Annotated in this window: 17 protein-coding genes and 2 pseudogenes; 14 read left to right on the forward strand and 5 right to left on the reverse strand. The window is 68.5% G+C overall.

Annotated elements, in window-relative coordinates:
* The 4 genes and pseudogenes from AC5RUF_RS14765 to AC5RUF_RS14780 form a co-directional block, all read left to right on the forward strand.
* Window positions 1-450: pseudogene (locus AC5RUF_RS14765) on the forward strand (hypothetical protein); the annotation flags it as partial.
* A gap of 107 nt (window positions 451-557) precedes the next feature.
* Window positions 558-1355 carry an endonuclease III gene (nth, locus tag AC5RUF_RS14770; protein WP_494131084.1) on the forward strand — a complete coding sequence of 266 codons (798 nt, stop codon included), beginning with the start codon at window positions 558-560 and terminating at the stop codon, window positions 1353-1355.
* Window positions 1352-2035 (forward strand): NUDIX hydrolase, encoded by a 684-nt coding sequence (locus AC5RUF_RS14775; protein ID WP_493997623.1) that lies wholly within the window; start codon window positions 1352-1354, stop codon window positions 2033-2035. Before nth ends, AC5RUF_RS14775 begins: the two co-directional genes overlap by 4 nt.
* Before the next feature lie 110 nt (window positions 2036-2145).
* On the forward strand, window positions 2146-4248 hold the full coding sequence (locus AC5RUF_RS14780; RefSeq protein ID WP_494131085.1) for an acyltransferase family protein: 2103 nt from the start codon (window positions 2146-2148) through the stop codon (window positions 4246-4248).
* Window positions 4249-4257: 9 nt separating this feature from the next.
* On the opposite strand, the gene AC5RUF_RS14785 is transcribed toward AC5RUF_RS14780, so the two are convergent.
* Window positions 4258-5976, reverse strand: a complete 1719-nt coding sequence (locus AC5RUF_RS14785) for a bifunctional 3'-5' exonuclease/DNA polymerase (protein ID WP_494131086.1) — start codon at window positions 5974-5976, stop codon at window positions 4258-4260.
* Between the two features lie 126 nt (window positions 5977-6102).
* Here AC5RUF_RS14785 and AC5RUF_RS14790 point away from each other — a divergent pair, with 126 nt between their 5' ends.
* Entirely contained in the window at window positions 6103-6378 is a 276-nt protein-coding gene (locus AC5RUF_RS14790) for a hypothetical protein (protein ID WP_493998742.1), read from the forward strand.
* On the opposite strand, the gene AC5RUF_RS14795 is transcribed toward AC5RUF_RS14790, so the two are convergent.
* Complete coding sequence (locus AC5RUF_RS14795) at window positions 6329-8908, reverse strand: alpha/beta fold hydrolase (protein ID WP_494131087.1); 2580 nt, start codon at window positions 8906-8908, stop codon at window positions 6329-6331. The two genes, AC5RUF_RS14790 and AC5RUF_RS14795, sit on opposite strands and share 50 nt — an antisense overlap.
* Window positions 8909-8991: 83 nt before the next feature.
* Window positions 8992-9594, reverse strand: a complete 603-nt coding sequence (locus AC5RUF_RS14800; RefSeq protein WP_493997854.1) for a DJ-1/PfpI family protein — start codon at window positions 9592-9594, stop codon at window positions 8992-8994.
* A gap of 173 nt (window positions 9595-9767) precedes the next feature.
* Here AC5RUF_RS14800 and ssd point away from each other — a divergent pair, with 173 nt between their 5' ends.
* The 7 genes and pseudogenes from ssd to AC5RUF_RS14835 form a co-directional block, all read left to right on the forward strand.
* A complete protein-coding gene (ssd, locus tag AC5RUF_RS14805; RefSeq protein ID WP_494131088.1) occupies window positions 9768-10979 on the forward strand; it encodes a septum site-determining protein Ssd in 1212 nt (403 codons plus the stop codon).
* Window positions 10976-12220 (forward strand): TadA family conjugal transfer-associated ATPase, encoded by a 1245-nt coding sequence (locus AC5RUF_RS14810; protein ID WP_494131089.1) that lies wholly within the window; start codon window positions 10976-10978, stop codon window positions 12218-12220. Before ssd ends, AC5RUF_RS14810 begins: the two co-directional genes overlap by 4 nt.
* Window positions 12208-13005, forward strand: a complete 798-nt coding sequence (locus tag AC5RUF_RS14815) for a type II secretion system F family protein (RefSeq protein WP_494131090.1) — start codon at window positions 12208-12210, stop codon at window positions 13003-13005. The genes AC5RUF_RS14810 and AC5RUF_RS14815 overlap by 13 nt, the downstream gene beginning before the upstream one ends.
* Window positions 13002-13598: a type II secretion system F family protein gene (locus tag AC5RUF_RS14820; protein WP_494131091.1), complete on the forward strand. Its 597-nt coding sequence runs from the start codon at window positions 13002-13004 to the stop codon at window positions 13596-13598. The genes AC5RUF_RS14815 and AC5RUF_RS14820 overlap by 4 nt, the downstream gene beginning before the upstream one ends.
* Window positions 13599-13803: 205 nt before the next feature.
* Window positions 13804-14454 (forward strand): DUF4244 domain-containing protein, encoded by a 651-nt coding sequence (locus AC5RUF_RS14825; protein ID WP_494131092.1) that lies wholly within the window; start codon window positions 13804-13806, stop codon window positions 14452-14454.
* A gap of 12 nt (window positions 14455-14466) precedes the next feature.
* On the forward strand, window positions 14467-14904 hold the full coding sequence (locus tag AC5RUF_RS14830) for a TadE family type IV pilus minor pilin (protein ID WP_494131093.1): 438 nt from the start codon (window positions 14467-14469) through the stop codon (window positions 14902-14904).
* Window positions 14855-15295: pseudogene (locus tag AC5RUF_RS14835) on the forward strand (Rv3654c family TadE-like protein); the annotation flags it as partial. The gene AC5RUF_RS14830 and the pseudogene AC5RUF_RS14835, both read left to right, overlap by 50 nt.
* 27 nt (window positions 15296-15322) lie before the next feature.
* Here AC5RUF_RS14835 and AC5RUF_RS14840 read toward each other — a convergent pair.
* Window positions 15323-17665 (reverse strand): DEAD/DEAH box helicase, encoded by a 2343-nt coding sequence (locus AC5RUF_RS14840; RefSeq protein ID WP_494131094.1) that lies wholly within the window; start codon window positions 17663-17665, stop codon window positions 15323-15325.
* 104 nt (window positions 17666-17769) lie between these two features.
* Entirely contained in the window at window positions 17770-18423 is a 654-nt protein-coding gene (locus AC5RUF_RS14845) for a GNAT family N-acetyltransferase (RefSeq protein ID WP_493997694.1), read from the reverse strand.
* Window positions 18424-18506: 83 nt separating this feature from the next.
* Here AC5RUF_RS14845 and trhO point away from each other — a divergent pair, with 83 nt between their 5' ends.
* Together trhO and AC5RUF_RS14855 are read left to right on the forward strand one after the other, a co-directional pair.
* Window positions 18507-19400 carry an oxygen-dependent tRNA uridine(34) hydroxylase TrhO gene (gene trhO, locus AC5RUF_RS14850; RefSeq protein WP_494131095.1) on the forward strand — a complete coding sequence of 298 codons (894 nt, stop codon included), beginning with the start codon at window positions 18507-18509 and terminating at the stop codon, window positions 19398-19400.
* 158 nt (window positions 19401-19558) lie between these two features.
* On the forward strand, window positions 19559-21421 hold a 1863-nt coding region (locus tag AC5RUF_RS14855; protein ID WP_494131096.1), incomplete at its 3' end, for an FAD-binding protein.

Genomic DNA, 21421 nt, shown 5'->3' on the forward strand with positions numbered 1-21421 from the left:
GGCACCGCCGTCGTTGCAGGCACGGCCGGTGCAACCGCTGCCGCACCCGGCGCCGGTATCCGGCACGATGAAGCAGCGCAGGATGCGCACCCGTCCGCATCCGCCGCCCCGGGTGAGGAGCCCCTGGCCGCAACCACCGTCAACCCGGTGGTCCGCGGGGATGATGCTGCCGCCACCGGCAGCCCCGCCGAAGCGGAGGAAGCGGAACCCATCACCGCCACCCGTGATGAGTCCGAAGCCGTAGTGGAAGCGTTCTGGTTTGCCGTGGGAACCCCGCGCCAGATTGTTGATGAGCGCACCGGCCTGCCCCTCTTTATGTTCCACCCGGGCGACTGGGAACTGGGCTTGGAGGACCGCGGCGACGAATTCCTCGTTCAGGACAAGCGCACCGGACGCATCGGCGTGCTGCGCGACCTGAGCAACATCGAACGCGTCGACACCGACCAGTAACCTGCGGCTCAGTCGGTGCCCTGCGCTTCTGCCCAGGGCACCGAACCTGCCACCACCCAGGCAGCAGCGCCCCGGCACATCAACCGTCAGCAAAAGGACAACAGGCATTGGCTAAGGCAACCGGCAGCGATCCGTCCCTCCTTGCACTGAAGCGGAGGGCGCGGCGGATCAACCGGATGCTCGGGGAGGTCTACCCCTACGCGGTGGCCGAGCTGGACTTCAATAACGCCTTTGAGCTCCTGGTTGCCACGGTGCTCTCCGCCCAGACCACCGACATCAGGGTCAACGCCGTCACTCCCATCCTGTTCGCCCGGTATCCGGATGCCCGGGCGATGGCAGAGGCGGACGAGGCCGAACTGCAGGAGATCATCCGGCCCACCGGTTTTTTCCGCGCCAAGTCAGCCAGCGTCAAGGCGCTCTCCACCCGGCTGGTGGACGAATTCGACGGTAAGGTGCCGGACCGGCTGGAAGACCTGGTCATCCTGCCCGGAGTAGGCCGAAAAACCGCCAACGTGGTGCTGGGCAACGCCTTCGGCATTCCCGGCATCACCGTGGACACCCACTTCGGGCGCCTGGCGCGGCGTTTCGGCTGGACCACGTCCAAGGACCCGGTGAAGGTCGAGGAGGACGTGGCAGCACTGTTCGAGCCGAAGGACTGGACGCCGCTGTCCAACCGGGTGGTCTTCCACGGCCGGCGGGTATGCCATGCCAAGAAGCCCGCCTGCGGGGCCTGCGCTGTCGCCCAACTTTGTCCCTCCTACGGCGAGGGTGAGACCGACCCGGACAAGGCCCGCAAACTGCTCAAATACGAGCTGGCACCCGGACGCGAGGAACTGCATGCCCGGATGATGGCTGCCGAGACCCGTGCCCAGCTGCGGGCCGCCGGTTACGGGCTCGAAGCATGAGCGCCCGCAGGGACCTCGAAGCGCTGGCCGACGCCGTGGCCCGGGGGACAACCGTCTTCAACGCCAACATCGATTTGCTGCGCCGCAGCGTGGACCCGGCAGCCGCGCGTCCGGCGGCGGTACTGATGCTTTTTGGTGTCTTGGATGACCGGCCCGCGGATTTTTCCACCGACGCCGTCCCGGACGACCTGGACATCCTGCTGATCGAGCGGGCGGCCACGCTCAATGACCACCCCGGCCAGGTGGCCTTCCCGGGCGGGTCCGTGGATGCCTCGGACGCCACAGTGGTGGACGCGGCGCTCCGCGAAGCCCGGGAGGAAACCGGGCTTGATCCGGCCGGTGTCCGCGTGCTGGGGTCGCTACCGCCCGTCGGGCTGCCGGTCAGCAATTTCCTGGTCACCCCGGTGCTGGGCTGGTGGGACAAGCCGACGCCGGTGGACGTGGTGGACTACGGCGAATCAGCCTCCGTGTTCCGGGTGCCCGTGGCGGATCTGCTGAATCCGGAGAACCGGCGGACGGCTGTATTCCCCGGCCGGCCGGGCGGCCACCGCAGCCCTGCCTTCCTGGTCAACGGGGTGCTGGTGTGGGGATTCACCGGCATCATCCTCGCCGCTGTCCTGGACGAGCTGGGCTGGACCCAGCCGTGGGACGACACACGGGAGGTTGTCCCCGCCGCCTGACTGCCTTCTGTGCGGATATGATTTTCCTGCAGCCCCGCACGGGGCAGGTCTCAGGAACCAGCCGCCGCAACGCCAGACGTGGAAGAACGGGCGCTCACCAGGGGGGGTAAATGGCTGTCAACACGTCACGCACGGAACGCAGCCGGCTGACCCCAACCGCGCCGTCGTCGGCACGCCGTTTCCGCGCGGACATCCAAGCCATGCGCGCCCTCGCCGTGGGTCTGGTATTACTGAACCATCTGTGGCCGCTCCGGCTCCCCGGCGGGTACGTCGGGGTGGATGTCTTTTTTGTAATCTCCGGCTTCCTGATCACCTCGCACCTGGTGCGGGAGATTGAGGCCACCGGGCGAGTGAAGCTGTCAGCTTTCTACGCGCGCCGGGCCCGCCGCCTGTTCCCTGCCGCTTTCCTGGTCCTGGGCGCCTCCATGCTGCTGGCCCTGTTGTTCCTGCCCTATCCGCGGTGGATGGCCACTGCACAGGAAATCCTCGCCAGCGTCTTCTACGGTGAGAACTGGTTACTGGCGGCCAGAAGCGTGGACTACTCGGCGATGACCGAGTCCGCCTCCGCAGTCCAGCATTACTGGTCCCTGTCCGTAGAAGAACAGTTCTACCTCTTGTGGCCCCTGACCCTGGTCCTCTTTGCTGTCATTGCCCGGCGGGGACGGAAACCGCTGCGCCGGGTGTTGCTGGCGGCCGTTCTGGGCGTTGCCGTCCTGTCCCTGATGTACAGCATCTATGTCACGGACAATTCCCCGGAGCAGGCTTATTTCGTGACCCCGGCCCGGGTCTGGGAGTTCGCCGTCGGTGCAGCGGTAGCCGCGGCGGCGGTCCGGCTGAGGTCCCAGGTGCTTCGCAATGTCCTGGCGATCGCCGGGTTTGGCCTCATCCTGGCCAGCGCACTGACCTTCGACGGAGGGACGCCATTCCCGGGGTGGACGGCCTTGGCTCCGGTGCTCGGCTCGGCCCTGGTGATCATCGCCGGAACCGGCTCGCGGCTCGCCCACGAGGTTCTCACGTCGCTGCCGCCGGTGCAGTTTGTCGGAAAGATTTCCTACTCCCTCTACCTCTGGCACTGGCCGCTGATCGTGGCGGCACCCTACGTCTTTGGCGTTGTTCCCACGGCTCCGTACAAATTGCTGGTCCTGGCGGTGTCACTCCTGCTGGCCTGGCTGACGAAACTCTGGATCGAAGATGCCTGGATCAAGTCGCGCGGCCGGCATACCCGGCGCCCAATGGGATTCCGTGCTCCGTTGGCAGGGATGGCAGCCGTTTCGGTTGCCGCGGTCCTTCTGGGTGTTGGCGGCAATTTCAAGGAAGAACGTGCGTTGGAACTGGCAGCGGCCGGTGCAGACGGGCCGTGTTACGGCGTTGCCGCCCTGGAGAACAGGGAATGCAGTGACCCGTTCAGTATCCCCGTTGTGCTTCCACACATGGGCAAGGACAACGAGTACTGGACCGTACCGAAGGAATGCGGGGGCTCCGAGGATAAACTCCTGGAGGGCGGCAGCCCGAGTATCTGTGACTTCTCCGGCGGCAACCCGGAGGCCGAGACGGCCTGGCTGGTCGGGGACTCGCATGCCCAGCAGTGGCAGCAGGCGGTCGCAGAGATGGGTCGCGAGCGCGGCTGGGTACTCAAGATCAGCTACCACGGCGGTTGCCCGATGGTAGACGCGCCCGTCGTTTCATTCTCCGGGGATGCAGTATCCGAGGACACCGCAGACCAATGCAGCAACTGGGTGCAGACAGCGACTGATGCCATTGTTGAGGACCGACCCGAGCGGGTGTTCGTCAGCACTTTCGTGGCCGCGGAACAGATTGACGATGGTACGGGAAACCCGCAGAACGAGCAGTACGTAAAGGGATTCAGCAGTATCTGGCAGCGATGGACAGACTCAGGAACCACCGTTATCCCGATCGTTGACGCACCGCTCAACGAGTCCGTCCGCAGTCCGGACTGCATTGCCCTGAATGCCCAGGAGCCTATGAAGTGCGCCGTTCCGCGCGAGGCTGCGTTGGCGAGCGATCCAATGTCGGAAGCTGCCAAAAGGATGGGAAGCGGGAGGGTGACGCCAGTGGACATGACGGATTCCTTCTGCGACCTGCAAAGCTGCTACGCCGCGGTCGGCGGAGTAGCTGTGTACTACGATCCAAACCATTTGAACGGTTTCTACGTCCGACAGCTCGCCCCGCGGTTCGCAGCTGCGCTGGACTAGCCCCCATTCCTATTTCGCGTCCGCGTAGGAGTCCACAGCCGTCACCATCACCGGAAACTCCAGCGGTATGCTGCCGAAGAGCAGCCGGGTGGCCGCCGCAGCGGCATCGGACACCAGCGCGGTGACCTCCTCGACCCGGCCGGCCGGGACATGCAGCATGACCTCGTCATGCAGGAAAAACACCAGCTCGCCGGCCGGAGCGTTTACCGACCCCGCGCGCAGACGGCGGCGGATCTCCGCCAGCCAGCACAGCGCCCACTCCGCCGCACTGGCCTGGACCACGAAGTTGCGCGTGAACCGGCCGCGGGACCGGGCGAGGGACTCGGCGCGGCGTTGCTCCTCGGCGTTGGTGCTTTGCTGGGATCGGATCCATGCCGCCGACGCCGGCGGGCAGCCGCGACCCAGATGGCTGCTGACCACCTGCCCCGCCTCGCCGGCCCGGGCGCCGCGTTCCACCACGCCGATGGCCTGCGGGTAGGCGCGGGTCAGCACCGGCATCAGCCGCCCGGATTCCCCGCTGGTAGCGCCGTACATGGCGCCGAGCATGGCCATTTTGGCCTTGGCCCGGTCACCGTCGAAGCTGCGGTCGGCGATGCCCTGGTACAGGTCCTTGCCCCGGGCTGCCGCTGCCAGTGCGGAGTCCTGTCCCAGTGCGGCAAGGACCCGGGGCTCAAGCTGCGCGGCGTCTGCAACAATCAACCGCCGGCCCGGATCCGGACGAACCGCGTCACGGACGGTTTTGGGAATTTGCAACGCGCCCCCGCCCCGGGAAGCCCAGCGGCCGGAGACCACCCCGCCGACGACGTATTCAGGACGGAACCGGCCTCCGTCCACCCAGGCGTCCAGCCAGGTCCAGCCGTTGGCGGTCAGCAGCCGGGTGAGTTTCTTGTATTCCAGCAGCGGTGCGATCGCAGGATGCTGATGCTGCTGCAGTTCCCAGGACCGGGTGCTGCGGACTTCGATTCCGGCCCGGTGCAGCGCGCGCAGCAACTCCTGCGGGGAGTCGGGGTTGAAGCCGGGGTTGCCCAGCAGGCGCCGCAGCTCGGCGGCGAGCTGTTCGAGTTTCTCCGGGCGTTGGCCCTCGGGCGGCCGGGGGCCCAAGGCGTCCTGCAGCATCGCTTCGTGGATGTCCCGGCGCCACGGAATCCCGGCGCTCTCCATCTCCACCGCGATCATCCCGCCGGTGGACTCGGCGACAGCAAGCAGGTTCAGTTTCGCCGGAGCGGCAGAACGGCGAACGGCCTCCAATTGGTCGGCAAGCTCCGCAGCCAGTTCGGCGGCGGTAGCGGCCCGGGCGCCGGACGGCGTCCCTTCCGGGGCCTCCAAGGTGTCGAAGATGGAGGTTTGGTCCGGGGACGGGCGGACCGGCAGCAGCTGGCGGGGTGCCGGGTCCGCCTCCGCTGCGGGTGCGTCCGCACGGAGCTTGTCGATGTAGGGGGTGGACGGTGCCGACGGCGCGAACGCCAGGACATTGCGCACCAGGGCCAGGTCATGGCACCGTTCCACCGATATCCCCGCGTCCAGCAGACGGGGGTACACCTCGCGGGCGGATTCCCAGACCCAGCGCACCTGCCGCTGCTCAAAGTGGTTTACCGCGGCGGGAAGTTCAGGCGCGGGAACGGTCACTTCGGGCGCGGAGGGGGATCCGGCGTCGTCCGTTTCCTGCAGCGTCCAGCTGGCGTCCGCTCCCTGGGCGTGGCCCGGACCGGGGGCGAGGACGATGTACATGCCTCTATTCTCACCCGGAACCCGTGCCGTCAGGTTCACCGGGAAGGCGGGCCGTCGCTGCCGGAACCGGAGCGGCCCGCGGGATGGGGGAGACTGGAAGCTGACATTTCTACAGGGCGGAACCACTTGATTACTCTCCAGCAGGACAGCGAAGGCTTTATCCGGATGGACCGGCACTTTCCGGCATCGGCGTCGCTCACGATCGCCTTCAGCGACGGCACCAGCGAAGTTGTCACCGGTGCGCAGGTGAACAAGGCCTACGACGACGCCGTGGCGGTTTTCCGCGCCAAGAACCACCTGGACGCCAAGGGCTTTTCCCGGACGCCGAAGGCCCGTCCCCGCACGGCCGGGATCAACTACGTGCCGGTGTCCCCGGGGCTGGGGCAGCCTGCGCAGCAGTAGCGCCGGAAGCTGCGCCGGCGTCGGCGCTGCGCAGATGCCCGGTGATCAGCCGCACCAGATCCGGCACGGCCGCCGCGTGGAAGTAATGCCCCATGCCGGGAATCGTCACGTGGCGCGAGCCCGGAATGGCGGCCGCGGTTGCCGTCCCGCCGCTCGGATGCACAATCGGATCCCGGTCACCGTGAATCACCAGTGTGGGGACCCGGATGCCGGCGAGATCCCGCGTGCGGTCCTGGGAGGCGTTGATGGCCCCCAGCTGCCGGGCGCGGGCCCGGCCGCCGTCCGGATACGCGCCGCGGTCCCACGCCCCTCCTGCCAGCTCGGCTTCGACCGCCGGATCTGCGGGGTTGGCCCGGCCGGAGAGGTGCCGCATCATGCCCACGCGGGCGCGGATGAACGCTGCCCGGGTCCGCGGCGGGCGTGCCGCGAAGCGGATCTTGGTGGACAGGGCGGCCGCGCCGACTTTCCGGGCGCCGGTGGTGGAGATCAGCGACGTGAGGGTGAGCACCCGGTCCGGATAGCGGGCCGCGACGGTTTGGGCGATCATGCCGCCCAGGGACATTCCGGCCACATGGGCACGGTCCACCTTTAGATGGTCCAGCAGCCCCACGACGTCGTCCGCCATGTCCTCGATCCGGTAGGCGCCCGGCGTGGGGCGGGCGAGTGCCTGATCGAGCAGCGACGGCACAGGGGTATCCATCCGCCCGGACCGGCCGGCGTCGCGGTTGTCCAGGCGGATGACCCGGTATCCGGCAGTGGCCAGGCCGTCCACCAGGTCCGACGGCCAGGCGGCCAGGTCCAGTCCCAGCCCGGAGACCAGGACCACCGGTTCGCCGTCGTCGGGTCCGTCCGTGCGGTAACACAGCCGCAGCCCGGAGGCGAGGGTGACGAAACGGTCGGCCGACCGGTCCGCGGTGCGGGCTCCCGATGTCCCGGCTTCCGGCGCTCCGGGGAGGCTGCCCTCGGGACCTGCAAAATGCAGGTACTCATCTGCCAGTGCACCCTTCTGCAGGTCGCGGCGGTCGGCAAGGAAGTTCATGGTCATCAGCCAGGGCGCCTGGTATCCCTGCCTCGGCAGGGAAGCCAGGCTGCGCTGGACGTACCCGGCCCCGAAGTCGAGCAGGGGCCGGGTGGGCATGCCTTCGGGTGCCGCCGGCACCGCTGAGGTGTACCCGTGCCGGTCCATGGAGGTGAGCAGGCGGGAGAACCACTGCGTCAGCAGTCCCACCTTGAGGGTCCAGGACGCATTGGTGTAGCCGATGGCGAAAGCCATGTTCGGGATCCCGCTGAGCATTACCCCGCGGTAGGCGACGTGCTCCGGCAGCCGGACCGGAACCCCGTCCACCCGCAATTCCATGCCGCCCAGCACCTGGATGGTGAACCCGGTGGCGGTGACCAGCACATCGGCCGCCACCTCCTCGCCGGAGGCCAGACGCAGCCCGTCATCGGTGAAGCCGGCGATCTGACCGGTGGCCACCGTTGCCCGGCCACTGCGCAGGGCAGCGAAAAAGTCACCGTCCGGGACGGCGCAGAGCCGCTGGTCCCACGGGTCATACGGCGGGTTCAGATGAATGTCCGCGTCGAAATCCACCGGGACGGCGCGGGACTGGATGCCGCGGATGGCCTTCCGGGCCAGGCGCGGCCAGCGCTGGCAGAAGGCCCAGATGGCCCGTTGCCGGCGGGCGCTGACCTCGGCCATGATCCGACCGGTGCGTTCGGGCCCGACGACGCCGCGCAGCCGGCGGGCGATCGGGTCCTCGGCCGGGACGGGCAGGATGTAGGTGGGGGTCCGCTGGACCATGGTGACCCGGGCACCGCCCTGCGCCAGCGCCGGAACCAGGGTGACGGCGGTGGCGCCGCTGCCGATCACGGCGATCCGCTTTCCGTCCGGGTCCAGGTCTTCGGGCCAGTGCTGCGGATGCACAACCCGGCCGGCGAAACGCTCAAGGCCGGGCAGGTCCGGGGTGTAGCCCTGGTCGTAGCGGTAGTACCCGGCCGCGTTGAAGATCCAGCCGGCGGTCAGGTGCATGAACTCTCCGGTTCCTACCGGCTCGTGCCGGTCACCGTCCGGGCCGGGGTCAGGGGTCCGCGTCCGTTCCACGGTGACGTGCCACCGTGCCTCCCGGCTGGACCAGTCCGCCGAAACCACCTTGTGGTGGTAGCGGATAAGGGTGTCCACACCGTACTCGGCGGCGGTGTCCTGCAGGTAGCGGAGGATGCTTGGTCCGTCCGCAATGGCCTTTTCCTCCCGCCAGGGGCGGAAGTCATATCCGAAGGTGTACAGGTCCGAGTCCGAGCGGATGCCGGGGTAGCGGAACAGGTCCCAGGTGCCCCCGGGCCGGCTGCGGGATTCCAGCAGTGCCACTGTCCGGCCGGGATGGTCCTGCTTCAGGCGGCAGGCCGCCCCGATGCCGCTGAGCCCGGCGCCGATGATCAGCACATCCAGGTGTTCGGCGGGGTGCGCATGTTTCACGGAATGTTTCACGCGCTCGCTGGTGTCCGTTCCCGGTGCGGGTTTTTCCGTTGCCATGGCTGCTTTCCTCTCCGGTCCTGCTCGCGTTCGGCGGCCGCTAGGGCGACCCTACCGCCGTCGGCCGCGGTTTGGGCTCTTTCCTACACCGGCGGTTCCGGATCGTATTGGATGCCGCGACGGACCTGTTTGGCCCGCTCCTCACCGGCCAGCCGGCGGACCAGATGCAGGGCCATATCGATGCCGGCGCTGACGCCGGCGCTGGTGATCATGTCTCCGTCATCCACCCAGCGGTCCTTGGGCCGGACTTCGACGCTCGGGTCAAAGTCGGTCAGACGCCCGAAGGCATCCCAATAAGTGGTCGCGGGCCGTCCGGACAACAGGCCGGCTGCGGCGTAGACCAGACTGCCGGTGCAGACGCTGGTCATCAGCGGCGTCCGGGCCCGCAGGGACCGCATCCAGTCCAGATGGCCGGGGTTGCCGGCGAGCGCCCGGGTGCCATACCCGCCGGGGTGCAGGAAAACGTCGAAATCCGGAGCCTCCCGGGCCGAGAGGTGCGGCGTCAGCAGCATGCCCTTGGCTGCTGTGACGGGGGCGCCGTCCGCGGAGAGCAAAGCGACGGTATACCCGTCTTCGGGGTAGGTCAGGGTCCAGTGGGACAGCACTTCCCAGGGGCCGACGGCGTCGAGCTCCTCGACGCCGTCAAAGAGCAATATGCCGATGTGCTTCATGCCGCTGTGTTCCATGCCGCCATCCTGCCAGCACCGCAGGCGGGGGCGGGGAACGACCCGCACTTCCCCTCCACACCCATAGGGAAGGAGCGGCATAAACACCCTCTGAGGCCGCGCCCGTGCCGTCGGAGCGGTCCGGCGGCACGGTGGCGGCATGGATTGTGGTGGCATGGACAGGGACTGGTGACATGGACAGGGAAAACGCGGCGGACGGCAGGGTGTCGGACTGGAAAGGCGGGGCAACGACGCCCGACGGGCGGGGCGGCCCCATGCGCAGGCATCGTCGGAGGCTGCGTGCCGGTCCGGCTGTGGAACCGGAGGCAGCGGGCACGGTGGTGCTGGTGTCCGGGGACCAGGACCTGCAGGACGAGGTGGCCCGGTTGGCGGCAGCCGCGGGCGTTGAACTCTCGGTTGCGGAGAACCTGTCCGCCGCCTTGGCGCCTGGCCCGGAGGTGCTGCTCCTGGGCAGCGACCACTTCCGTGTAACCGGTGGTAGCCCGGACAGCGCTCACGGCCCGGCGGCCTTCGGTGCGGCAGCACGCGGGAAACCGGAAATCATTGTCGTGGGACTGGCCGGAGACCCCGGCATCTGGGAAGCCGCGGCCGGAAGCTCTGCGGCACGGGTTGCAGTACTGCCCGCCGCTGCGGGGTGGTTGGCCGGGTATCTCGGGCGCCGGCGTACGGTCTCCGGCGGAACGGTACTGGGCATCGTGGGTGGATGCGGCGGGGCCGGGGCCTCCACCCTGGCGTGCTGGCTCAGTTCGGTTGCCGCCGAAGGCGGAATATCGGTGCTGTTGGCTGACGGCGACCCGCGTGGCGCGGGTCTTGAGTGGGCCCTGGGCGCCACGGAAACCGAGGGCATCCGCTGGCCCGATCTCGCGGGGCTGAGCGGGAGCCTGAATCCGGTGCAGCTGGCGGCCGGGCTGCCCGCAGTGGGAGGGTTTTCGCTGCTGTCAGGCGGTGGCGCCGAACCGGCCGGGGAGGCGGTGGCCACCGCGGTGATGGATGCGGCGCGTGGCGCATTCGACCTGACCATAGTGGACGTGGGCCGGTGGCTGGGGACGGCATCCCTGCTGGCTTTTTGCGACCACCTGTTGGTCCTGGTTCCGGGGCGTCCCGCTTCCATCCTTGCGGCCCGCACCCTGCTGCCGGATCTGGGGCACGTGCCCGCCAGGGCAGTGGTGCGCGGGCCGTTGGCCGACGGGTGGGATGCGTGGCGGGTGGCCGAAGCCGTGGGACTTCCACTGGCCGGATATCTGCCCGGACTCCGCAGTGCCGGCCGGAATACGGAATCCGGCCGCGTGCTGGCAGATTCGGCGCGGGGCAGGATCGGCAAGGCTTCCAGACGGATCCTCTCCGAAACGCTCAACGCAGCCGGGCCGGCCGGGACGGCGGCATGAATACCGGGGCGGCAGGTACGCCGCGGTCGGGCGCCTTCCCGGATTCACGGCGGCCTGCCGGTCCGGATCCGTTGCTCCGCCGGGTCCGCGATCGGATGCTGACACAATCCGAGCCGGTCACGGGCGCACGGTTGGCGGCCGCGGTCCAAGCCAGCGGGCACCTGCTGGGGTCGGAGGGGACCCTGCAAGCGGTGGACCGCGTACGCGCCGAGCTCCAGGGACTGGGCCCGCTGCAGCCCCTGGCGTTGATCCCCGGTGTCAGCGACATTCTGGTCAACGGTCCGGACCGGGTCTGGGTGGACGCCGGGCGGGGGTTGGAGTTGACCGGGGTCCGGTTTGCCGCGGAAGCCGACGTCCTGGCCCTTGCCACGCGCCTGGTTGCCGCCGGAGGACGGCGACTGGACGATTCCTGCCCCTGCGTTGATGTCCAGCTCCAGGGGTACCGGGTGCACGCAGTGCTCCGGCCGGTGTCCACGGGGTCCACGTTGCTCTCCATCCGCATCCACCGGAACCGGTCCTTCACCCTGGCGGACCTGGTGCAGGCCGGCACCCTGGACCCGCAGTGCGAAGGCGTGCTGCGCAAAATGGTCCGCAGACGGTTGAACTTCCTCGTCAGCGGGGCAACCGGGACGGGGAAAACCACATTGCTGTCCACACTCCTCTCGCTCAGCAGCACCCAGGAACGGCTGGTTTTGGTGGAAGACGCCGCGGAACTGGATCCCGCACATCCGCATGTCGTGGGACTGCAAAGCCGCCATGGCAACGTGGAGGGCAGCGGGGCCCTGGACCAGGCTGAGCTGATCCGCCAGGCCCTGCGCATGCGTCCGGACCGGTTGGTCGTGGGGGAGTGCCGGGGTGCGGAGGTCCGCGAATTGCTGGCTGCCCTGAACACCGGCCATGACGGCGCCGGCGGAACTATCCATGCCAACTCTGCTGCAGGGGTGCCGGCCCGGTTGGCAGCGCTGGGCGCGCTGGCCGGGATGACACCCGAAGCGGTGGCCTTGCAGGCAGCCGCCGCGTTGGATGTGGTGGTTCACCTCGGACGGGTGGCCGGCACCCGGGTGGTCTCGGAAATCGCAGTGCTGATCCTGGCGGACGGCAGGCTGACAGCCGTCCCGGCACTCCAGCGCGACGGCGGGAGCTACCGACAGGCTGAGGGATGGCCGGAACTGGAGCGACGCCTGAACGAGCGACGGGCGGAAGCGTCCGCCGTCGAGGGAGCGGCGGCGTGCCGGGCCTGACCGTGGCATTGCTCCTCGCGGTCGCCGTCGGTCTCTGGCAGTTCGGCGGGACCTTTCCCGGGCGGGAACCAGTGCCGGCCCGGAAGGTCGCGTCAGGACCGGGGCAGCCGGGGCGGGCGGCGCACAACCGGTTTCGACGGGCCCGCTCCCGGGACGCGCAGGCCGAAGGTGAGGTCTACGTCCTGTTGGTCCGTGAGCTGGCGGGCCTGCTGATGGCAGGACGGTCCGCCCAACGGATCTGGGCGGATGCGGCCGTGCTCCATGACACCGGCCGGCCGGGGGTTCAAGGCGGCACGTTGGCCCCGGTGCTGCAGGCAGCCGCAGCCGCTACGTCCCTCGGAATGAGTCCCGTACCGGTTTTTGTGGCCGCGGCGGGCGGCGCTGGCAGTTCGGGGGTCGGTAGAGGCCGTTCGCCCGGCGGCAATCCGGCCGGCCGCGAGTTGTGGGCAGGGTTGGCCGTGTGTGTCCAGGTGTCCGAGCGCAGCGGCGCTCCGCTGTCCGCCGTACTCACCCGCTACGCCGGCCAGCTGGACGACGCCCGGGGCGCCGCTGCTGACCGGGAGGCGGCTCTGGCTGGACCGCGCGCCACCGTGCGGCTGCTCACCTGGCTTCCGGCTGGCGGCATGGTCCTTGGGTATCTTCTGGGCGGCAATCCGCTGCAGGTGCTGACGGGGACTCCTGCGGGGTGGGCAGCAGCCGTGGCGGGCTGTGGGTTCTGGCTGGCAGGACGCATGTGGTCCGGCCGGTTGGTCCGGGATGCCGCAGTACGGCCGGAATCCCGGTGAACGGTTTGGCGGTCTCCGCGCTCCTCTGCGCCGCCGCCGTTGTCCTGGCGGTGCCGGGGCTGCGGACGTTTCCGCTCCGAACTGCCGCTGGAGCCGCCGCTCCGGACACCGGTACCGGGATCAGCGATCCGGCACTGATGCTGGACCTGGTTGCGGCCATGCTTGGAGCCGGGCAGCCGCTGTCTTCGGCCCTGGCCTTGCTGGCCGACGGGGTGGACACCGCGACGGCGGGCAGGCTGGCGCGCCTGCTGGGAGCACTCGAACTTGGGGTGCCTTGGGACACGGCGTGGCAGCTTGCCGCGGGAGGTTTGTCCGGCGAGCCGTCCGGAGCGAGGGGCGGCGGCCACGCGCGGTCGGCGGCGTTCGAGGCCCTGGGGCCTGCGCTGCGTTTCACTGCCGGCACGGGAGCGCCGTCCGCCGCCGTGCTCTATTCGCAGGCAGACGCCCTGCGCCGCCGCCGCAGGGCGGAAGGACGCAGACGGGCAGCCACCCTGGGCATCCGGCTGGTGGTCCCACTGGGGCTGTGTTCGCTGCCTGCCTTTGTCGCCTTGACCGTGGTTCCCCTGCTGCTGTCCCTGCTCCCCGGCCGGTGACCCGTCCGCAGGCTGCTTGGGTGCTGCGGGCCAGGCGGGACGGGTGTGCAGGCCCATGCGCGGTGATCGTTCCTCCACAGCCGATGTTCCATTCGTCGGTGTCCCCGAGCTGGCCTGCCGGGGCCGCCGGTGACGTCGTTCGGAGAAAGGATCGGATTCCGCAGGACTTCCAGCAGCCAGAACACCTCGAAGAAGGAAAACTCCGATGACTTTGATCCCACGTCCCTTGCCCCGGCGAAACCTCTCAAAAACCTCCACGGGCGGTGCGGACACCGCGGAACACCTGGCCCCAGCCGCTGCCCCGGCCAGCTGCCCGAATCCGGAGTCCAACGGCAGCCACGGCGTGTATCTGCTGGCAGCACCTCCCATGGTGATTGGCCGGACATACAAGCGCACGGGGCAGGCCGGCGCCTTCGGGTGCGCGGAGCCAGCCGATACGGTCGGGTTCACCGACGCTACCGACGCTACCGACGCCACCGACGCCACCGTCGCAGACGCTACCGACGCCACCGACGCCACCGTCGCAGACGCTACCGACGCCACCGTCGCCACCGTCGCAGACGCTACCGACGCAGACGCTACCGCCGCCACCGACGCCACCGTCGCAGACGCTACCGCCGCCGCATCCCGGTCGGCTGACACCTCCGAGGCCGCGCGGTCCCTGCGTGTCCGGTACATGTCTGCCCGGTCTGTTCCGGAGTGGACGGATAGGCAAGCCGGAATGGCGACGGCGGAGTATGCCATTGCCACGCTGGCAGCGGTTGCCTTTGCCGGGTTGCTGGCGGTTGTGCTGGGCAGTGACGAAGTGCGGGGGATGCTGGTGTCGCTGATCCGGTCGGCCCTGACCCTGGGTTGATGGTCCCCGACCATGCGCAGGACAAGGCAGGACCAGCGGCGGGAACGCAGGGACCAAGGCAGAGACCAAGGCAGGGACCGAAGTAGGAACCAAAGCAGGGACCGGGGATCCGTTACGGCGGAGTTTGCCGTGGCCCTGCCGGCCATTGTCCTGGTGTTGGTGGCCGGGCTGACCGGGATCGCGGCGGGCATCACTCAGCTTCGGTTGGAGGAGGCGGCACGCGCTGCGGCGAGGGAAGTGATGCGTGCCGACGGTGCGGCTGCCACGGCCGCAGTGGAACGGTTGGCCGGTGCCTCTGCCCGTATGGTCCTGGTGGAAGACGGGCCATGGACCTCGGTGGAGGTCCGCAGCGAACTGACATTTCCGCTGCTAAAGTACCTGCCGCTTGAGCTTTCAGCCGATGCGGTCGCTTTTCCGGGAGACGGAGGTGGTCCCGACGGAATTTCTTGAAGACCGCGCGGATGAGGAAGGTGCGGATAGGCGGACAGCGCCGGACAGGGGAGCGGGCTCAGTCATGTCTATTGGCATCTGCCTTGCTTTGCTGGGGGCTGCGGTGGCCGGCCTGCTGATGGTGCAGGCGTCAGTGGCTGCCGTCCGCGCCGCCACTGCAGCGGATTTGGCAGCGCTCGCAGGGGCGGACAGGCTGCGCGGACTGGGACCGTCGTCCGGAGAGGCCGGCACAGGCGCGGGGACGGGAGACAGCTGCGCGGCAGCGCGGGAAACAGCGGCGCGCAACGAAGCCCGGCTCACCAGCTGCGCTGCGGACCGGGAGCGGGGCACAGTCACGGTGGAGGCTGAAGTGCACATCCCGGCCCTGCCTGCTCCGGCGACGGCCCGGGCCCGTGCCGGTCCGCCGTCCTGGCCGGCGCTAGGAACTGAGGGCGAGGGCTTCGTCCGGGGCGTGCTTCAACAGCACATCCAGCAGCGTCACGGCACCCTTCTTATCCAGCGGGTTGTTCTTGTTCCCGCATTTGGGGGACTGCACGCAGGACGGGCACCCGCCCTCGCACTCGCAGGCCCGGATGGCGTCCCGGGTGGCGGCCAGCCAGATCCGGGCGGCTTCGTAACCCCGCTCGGCGAACCCGGCGCCGCCGGGATGGCCGTCGTAGACGAAAATGGTGGGTTTCTCCGTGTCGGCATGCAGGGCGGTGGACACCCCGCCGATGTCCCACCGGTCGCTGGTGGCCACCAACGGCAGCATGCCGATGGAGGCGTGCTCGGCGGCGTGCAGTGAGCCGGGGAAGTCCGCGGCGGCCAGCCCGGCGTCCAGGAGGAACCGTTCATCGATGACGAACCACACGGCCTTGGTAAACAGTTCCTTGGCTTCCAGTTCCAGCGGCTCCTCGCCCAGGATCTCGTTGGAGATCAGGGCTTTGCGCTGGTAGGAGACCACCTGCGTGGTGACCTTCACCGTGCCGAAGCACACCTGGATGCCGTTCCACTCCTCGGTCCGCTCGGTTTCCAGCACCTCAACCTGGGTGATGTCCCGGGCCTGGGTATAGAACTCCGGATTGGTGCGGGTGACCATGGCGCAGTGATCGGCCTCGTTGAGTTCATCCACCAGGAACGTGGTGCCCTGATGAACGTAGATGGCCCCGGTGTGTGCCTGGTACTGCGCCTGTGGAGAGTCCATGGTGCCCAGCAGGGTGCCCGTTTCAGATTCCACAATGTTGATCGGCCCGCCGCCGGCGGCCCGGAGGTTCACCATGGAGGCGGCGCTTTCCGGATGCGTCCAGAACCAGCCCGAGGGCCGTTTCCGCAGGTACCCCTGAGCCACCAGCTGGTCCAGCAGGCCGGCGGCGGTAGGACCGAACAGCTCCCGCTCGTCCGGGGTCAACGGCAGTTCCGCCGCGGCTGCGCACAGGTGCGGGCCCAGGACATACGGGTTGGAAGGGTCAAAGACGGTGGCTTCCACCGAGATGTCGAAAATCGCTTCCGGATGGTGCACGAGGTAGGTGTCCAGCGGGTCGTCGCTGGCCACGAACGCCGCCAGGGCATCCTGTCCGGATCGCCCGGCCCGGCCGATCTGCTGGAACAGCGATGCCCGGGTCCCGGGCCAGCCCGCCACCAGGACGGCGTCGAGCCCGGAAATGTCGATCCCCAGTTCCAAGGCCGACGTGCTGGCGATGCCCAGCAGCTCCCCGCTGCGCAGCCGGCGCTCGAGCTCCCGCCGTTCCTCCGGCAGGTAACCGGAGCGGTAGGCGGCCACCCTGCCGGGCAGTGAGGGATGGACCTCGTCCAGCAGCCGCCGGGTGATGGTGGAAATGGTTTCGGCGCCGCGGCGGGACTTAATGAAGGCAATGGTCCGCACCTGCGCTGCCACCAGGTTGGCCAGCAGATCAGCGGTTTCCGCCACGACCGTCCGCCTGGACCTGGCACCGTTTTCGCCCTTCAACTCGGTCAGCTGCGGCTCCCAGAGCGCCACGGTGGTGGAACCGTGCGGAGACCGGTCCTTGGTAACGGCAGCAACCGGGGCGCCGATCAGCCGGCTGAAGGACTGCTCGGGGTCGGCGGAGGTTGCGGAAGCACCGATGAAGACCGGGTCGGACCCGTAGTACCGGCAGATCCTCCGCAGCCGGCGCAGCAGGTTGGCCACGTTGGAGCCGAAAACACCGCGGTAGCTGTGCGCCTCATCGATGATGACGTACTTCAGCCGGCGGAAGAAGCGGGCCCACCAGGCATGGTTGGGCAGCACACCGAAATGCAGCATGTCCGGGTTGGCCAGCACCAGGTTCGCGTGGTCGCGGATCCAGCGCCGGGCACCGGTGTCCGTGTCGCCGTCGTACGTTTCCGCCCGGACAGTAGGCAGCTGCAGCGACTTCACCGCCGCCAGCTGGTCCGCGGCCAGTGCCTTGGTGGGAGCGAGGTAGAGCGCGACGGCGCCGCTGGGCTCAAGCGTGGCGCGGTCGTCCAGGGAGGTGCGATGGATGGCGTCCAGGACCGGCAGCTGGTAGGCCAGCGATTTCCCGGACGCGGTGCCGGTGGCAATGATCGTGTGCTTTCCGCTGTGGGCGGCTTCGGCGGCCTCCATCTGATGTGCCCACGGCTCGCGGATACCAAGCCGGCCGTAGGCGGCAACGACGTCGGGATGTGCCCACTGCGGCCAAGGCGCAGTGACGGCCTGGCGCGCGGGAATTTGGTGCACGTGCATCAGCTGTTCCGGCTCGGCTCCGCCGCCGAGCAGCGGGATCAGGGAATCATGAAGGGCCACCAGCCCATTCTCCCACCGGCGCCCCGGGACCGGACGATGTTCACTGCAGGGGGAACCCCGGGCTCCGGACACCGCCGGTTGTGGCGGATTGCAGCCGGAAATCCTCAGAGCCGCGGCTGGAACATCACCACGCTGGCCAGCGACTCCCAGCCCAGATAACGGTAAAGTTCCTGGCCGTCCAGGCCCGCAACCAGCAGCCCGGAGTCGGCGTCGTCCTCCAGTGCGGCGGCGGTGAGGGCACGCATGACGTAACTGCCCAGCCCCTTCCGGCGGAAGTCCGGGTCGGTGACGATCCGGTCATACACGGCGTATCCGTTGACCACGGCCACGCGTCCCCGGGCGATGGGTTTGCCCTCCGCGGACACCGTTACCGAGGCGATGTTGTCCTCGTGGCTGGCGGCGGTCTCGAAGTTGTCCCAGGGCAGAACGGGTGCTTCCACGTCCTGGCCGGACATGTCGGCGATCATCAGCACTTCGTCGGTGGAGCGGACCTGCAGGCCGTACACCGAGGCGGCGCCGTGAATGTCCTCGACGCGCGTAGTGACAATGGTGAACAGCCGGCTGGGGCTGTGCCGGGCGGAGGCGGCGAGGGCGGCGAACTCGTCATGGGACGGTTCCAGCGCAAAGTACTCCCAGTCATTGGTCTGGTCATGAAGCAGCGCGGCCGGAAAACGGCCCTCGTGGCGCATCTGGTAACCCCGTGCCTGTGCCCAGCCGGAGACCCACGTCTCAAGCAAATCATCGTCCAGCGCTGTCATAGATGCACACTAGCGGCCACCCGGAGCTAAAGGTATGGATGCCGGGGGAAATGAGCCATCCTCCGGCGGTCTACCCTTGTCTAGTGGCACTGAACCGAATTGCACTGTATTACGCTTTCACACCCCTCGCGGACCCCGACGCCGTCCGGCTCTGGCAGCGCACCCTGTGCGAAAAGCTGGGCCTGCGCGGACGGATCCTGATCTCCCGCGACGGCATCAACGGCACTGTGGGCGGGGAGCTCGACGCGGTGAAGGCCTACGTGAAGGCGACCCGGGAATATCCCGCGTTCAAGAAGATGGACGTGAAGTACTCGGAAGGCTCGGCGGACGACTTCCCGCGGCTGAGCGTGAAGGTACGCGAGGAAATCGTGAGCTTCGGCGCACCTGGCGAACTGAAGGTGGACGAGAACGGCGTCATTGGCGGCGGTACGCACCTGCGGCCGGAGGAACTCCACGAGCTCGTGGAGCAGAAGGAGAAGGCCGGGGAGGAAGTGGTCTTCTTCGACGGCCGCAATGCCTTCGAAGCGCAGATCGGCAAGTTCAAGGGTGCGGTGGTCCCGGATGTGTCCACCACCCATGACTTCATCAGCGAACTGGAATCCGGCAAGTACGACGACCTCAAGGACAAGCCGGTGGTCACCTACTGCACCGGCGGCATCCGCTGCGAAGTGCTCTCCAGCCTGATGGTGAACCGCGGATTCAAAGAGGTCTACCAAATGAAGGGCGGCATTGTCCGTTACGGGGAAACCTACGGGGACAAAGGCCTTTGGGAAGGTTCGCTCTACGTCTTCGACAAGCGGATGCATACCGAGTTCACCGACGACGCCGTCACCATCGGCCGCTGCGTTCGCTGCGAGGCGCCCACCAGCAAATTCGAGAACTGCTCGAACCCCTCCTGCCGCAAGCTGACGCTGTACTGCGCTGAGTGCGCCTCCGATCCGTCCACCCTGCGCTGCCCGGACGGTTGCATGGACTAGCGTCTCCGCAGCACACGGAACCGCAAAAAAGGACTGTGTACTTCCGATAAAACCGCTGTTAGTCTCCCGGGCACGGGCCCTGGGCCCGCAACAGGCCTGAATGTTCCGGCACTGCGCCGGACCGTAAACGGGCACGGCACGCAATGGGGAGTGTTGAAGTGGCAGCAGCAGAGGTAAACGAAAACGGCGCGTCCGGAAACAGCGGCGAAGGGAACCCGGCGAACGCAGCGCCCGGAAACAGCAGGACCGACAGCAGCAGGCCAGGACATGCGGCAGCGCCGCCGCCCGGAAGCCCGGCCCGCGCCGCAGCCCCGGCCCGGTCTGAAGCCCGGTCCCGGTCCGAAGAAGAGGAGCCCTGGGACCGGCTCGTGGACGTCCTGGTGGTCGGCACCGGGGCAGCCGCCCTCACCGCGGCGATCGCCGCGGCGGACGACGGGCTGGATGTCCTGGTAGTGGAAAGCACCAAGCTCTGGGGCGGCACCACGTCCATTTCCGGGGGCGGGCTGTGGATGCCCAACAACCCCCTGATGAAGCAGGCCGGCGTTTCGGACAGCGAGGAAAACGCCCTCACCTACATGGAAGAGGTGATCGACGACGTCGGCCCGGCCTCCTCGCGCGAACGCAAGCTGGCGTTCCTGCGCACGGTGCCCGAGGTCGTGACGTTCCTGGGCGGGCTCGGGGTGCAGTGGATGCGTTCCAAGGACTACCCGGACTATTACCCGGACCGGCCCGGCGGCATGGTGGGGCGCTCCCTGGAAGTAAAGGCATTCGATACCAAGCTGCTGGGTCCATGGTTTCGTCAGTCCCGCCCCGCCGCTTCCGGAATCCCGGCACCGCTGGCGACCGACGATGTGTGGGAGCTGTCCCGGGCATGGTCGACGCCCAGCGGCTTCATCCGCGGCGCCCGTTTCGTCTTCCGCACCCTGGGCGGCCTGGTGCGCGGCAAACGGCTCTACGGTCTGGGCGGGGCGCTCGCCTCGTCGCTGATGTACATCGTCCGGAACCAGCAGACGCCGGTGTGGCTCTCCGCGCCGCTGGTTGACCTGGTGCAGGACGACGACGGCGCGGTGCTGGGTGCCGTGGTCCGCCGGGATGGCCGCGATGTCCGCATCAGGGCCCGCCGTGGCGTGGTGCTGGGGGCCGGCGGTTTTGCCCGCAACGCCGAATGGCGGGAGAAGTACCAGGGCCTGGAACGGGAGTATTCCTCCGCGCCGGAAGGTGATCTGGGGGAGGCCATCGACATTGTTGCCGCCCGGGGAGGAGCGCTCGCCCTGATGGACGACGCCTGGTGGGGACCCACCACGGTGGGCCCCAAGGGTGCCGTGACCTTCACTCTCGCCGAGCGGTCCATGCCCTTCTCCCTGGTGGTGGACGCCGCCGGGAACCGGTTCCTCAATGAGTCCGAGTCCTACGTGGACTTCGGCCACCACATGCTGGAAAACAACAAAAAGGTGCCCGGCACGCCGGCCTGGCTGGTCTTCGACTCCCGTCACGCGCACCGCTACCTCTTCAATGCCCTGCTGCAGGGGCGGAAGGACTGGAAGAAACAGGGGCTGCTGCTCCAGGACGGCACCCTTGGCGGACTCGCCGAAAAGATGGGTGTCCCGCCGGCGGCGCTGCAGGTCACGGTGGAGCGGTTCAACGGGTTCGCCAAAACCGGCATCGACGAGGATTTCCACCGCGGGGACACCGTGTACGACACCTACTACAGCGATCCGCGGGTCAAGCCCAATCCCAACCTCGGGCCGCTGGAGAAGGGACCGTTCTCCGCAGTGCGGCTCTATCCGGGGGACCTTGGCACCAAGGGCGGGTTGGTGACCGACGCCGACGCCCGGGTCCTGCGCGAAGACGGAAGCGTCATCCCCGGTCTCTATGCGGCGGGAAACACCACGGCATCCGTCATGGGACGCACCTATCCGGGGGCGGGCGCCACCATCGCCCCCGCCGTCGTGTTCGGTTACCGGGCTGCGCGGCACGCAGCCGCGCAGGCACCGCTGCCGGGCGTTGCGGAACAGGCGCCG

Source organism: Arthrobacter sp. Y3224198, assembly GCF_059090025.1.

What these genes read in the sequence shown, in the direction of transcription:
- AC5RUF_RS14775 (WP_493997623.1), top strand. Translation starts at nt 1,352, where the DNA reads ATGAGCGCCCGCAGGGACCTCGAAGCGCTGGCCGACGCCGTGGCCCGG.
- AC5RUF_RS14845 (WP_493997694.1), bottom strand. Translation starts at nt 18,423, where the DNA reads ATGACAGCGCTGGACGATGATTTGCTTGAGACGTGGGTCTCCGGCTGG.
- AC5RUF_RS14795 (WP_494131087.1), bottom strand. Translation starts at nt 8,908, where the DNA reads ATGGCAACGGAAAAACCCGCACCGGGAACGGACACCAGCGAGCGCGTG.
- AC5RUF_RS14785 (WP_494131086.1), bottom strand. Translation starts at nt 5,976, where the DNA reads ATGTACATCGTCCTCGCCCCCGGTCCGGGCCACGCCCAGGGAGCGGAC.
- AC5RUF_RS14800 (WP_493997854.1), bottom strand. Translation starts at nt 9,594, where the DNA reads ATGGAACACAGCGGCATGAAGCACATCGGCATATTGCTCTTTGACGGC.
- AC5RUF_RS14780 (WP_494131085.1), top strand. Translation starts at nt 2,146, where the DNA reads ATGGCTGTCAACACGTCACGCACGGAACGCAGCCGGCTGACCCCAACC.
- AC5RUF_RS14830 (WP_494131093.1), top strand. Translation starts at nt 14,467, where the DNA reads ATGCGCAGGACAAGGCAGGACCAGCGGCGGGAACGCAGGGACCAAGGC.
- AC5RUF_RS14810 (WP_494131089.1), top strand. Translation starts at nt 10,976, where the DNA reads ATGAATACCGGGGCGGCAGGTACGCCGCGGTCGGGCGCCTTCCCGGAT.
- AC5RUF_RS14825 (WP_494131092.1), top strand. Translation starts at nt 13,804, where the DNA reads ATGACTTTGATCCCACGTCCCTTGCCCCGGCGAAACCTCTCAAAAACC.
- ssd (WP_494131088.1), top strand. Translation starts at nt 9,768, where the DNA reads ATGGACAGGGAAAACGCGGCGGACGGCAGGGTGTCGGACTGGAAAGGC.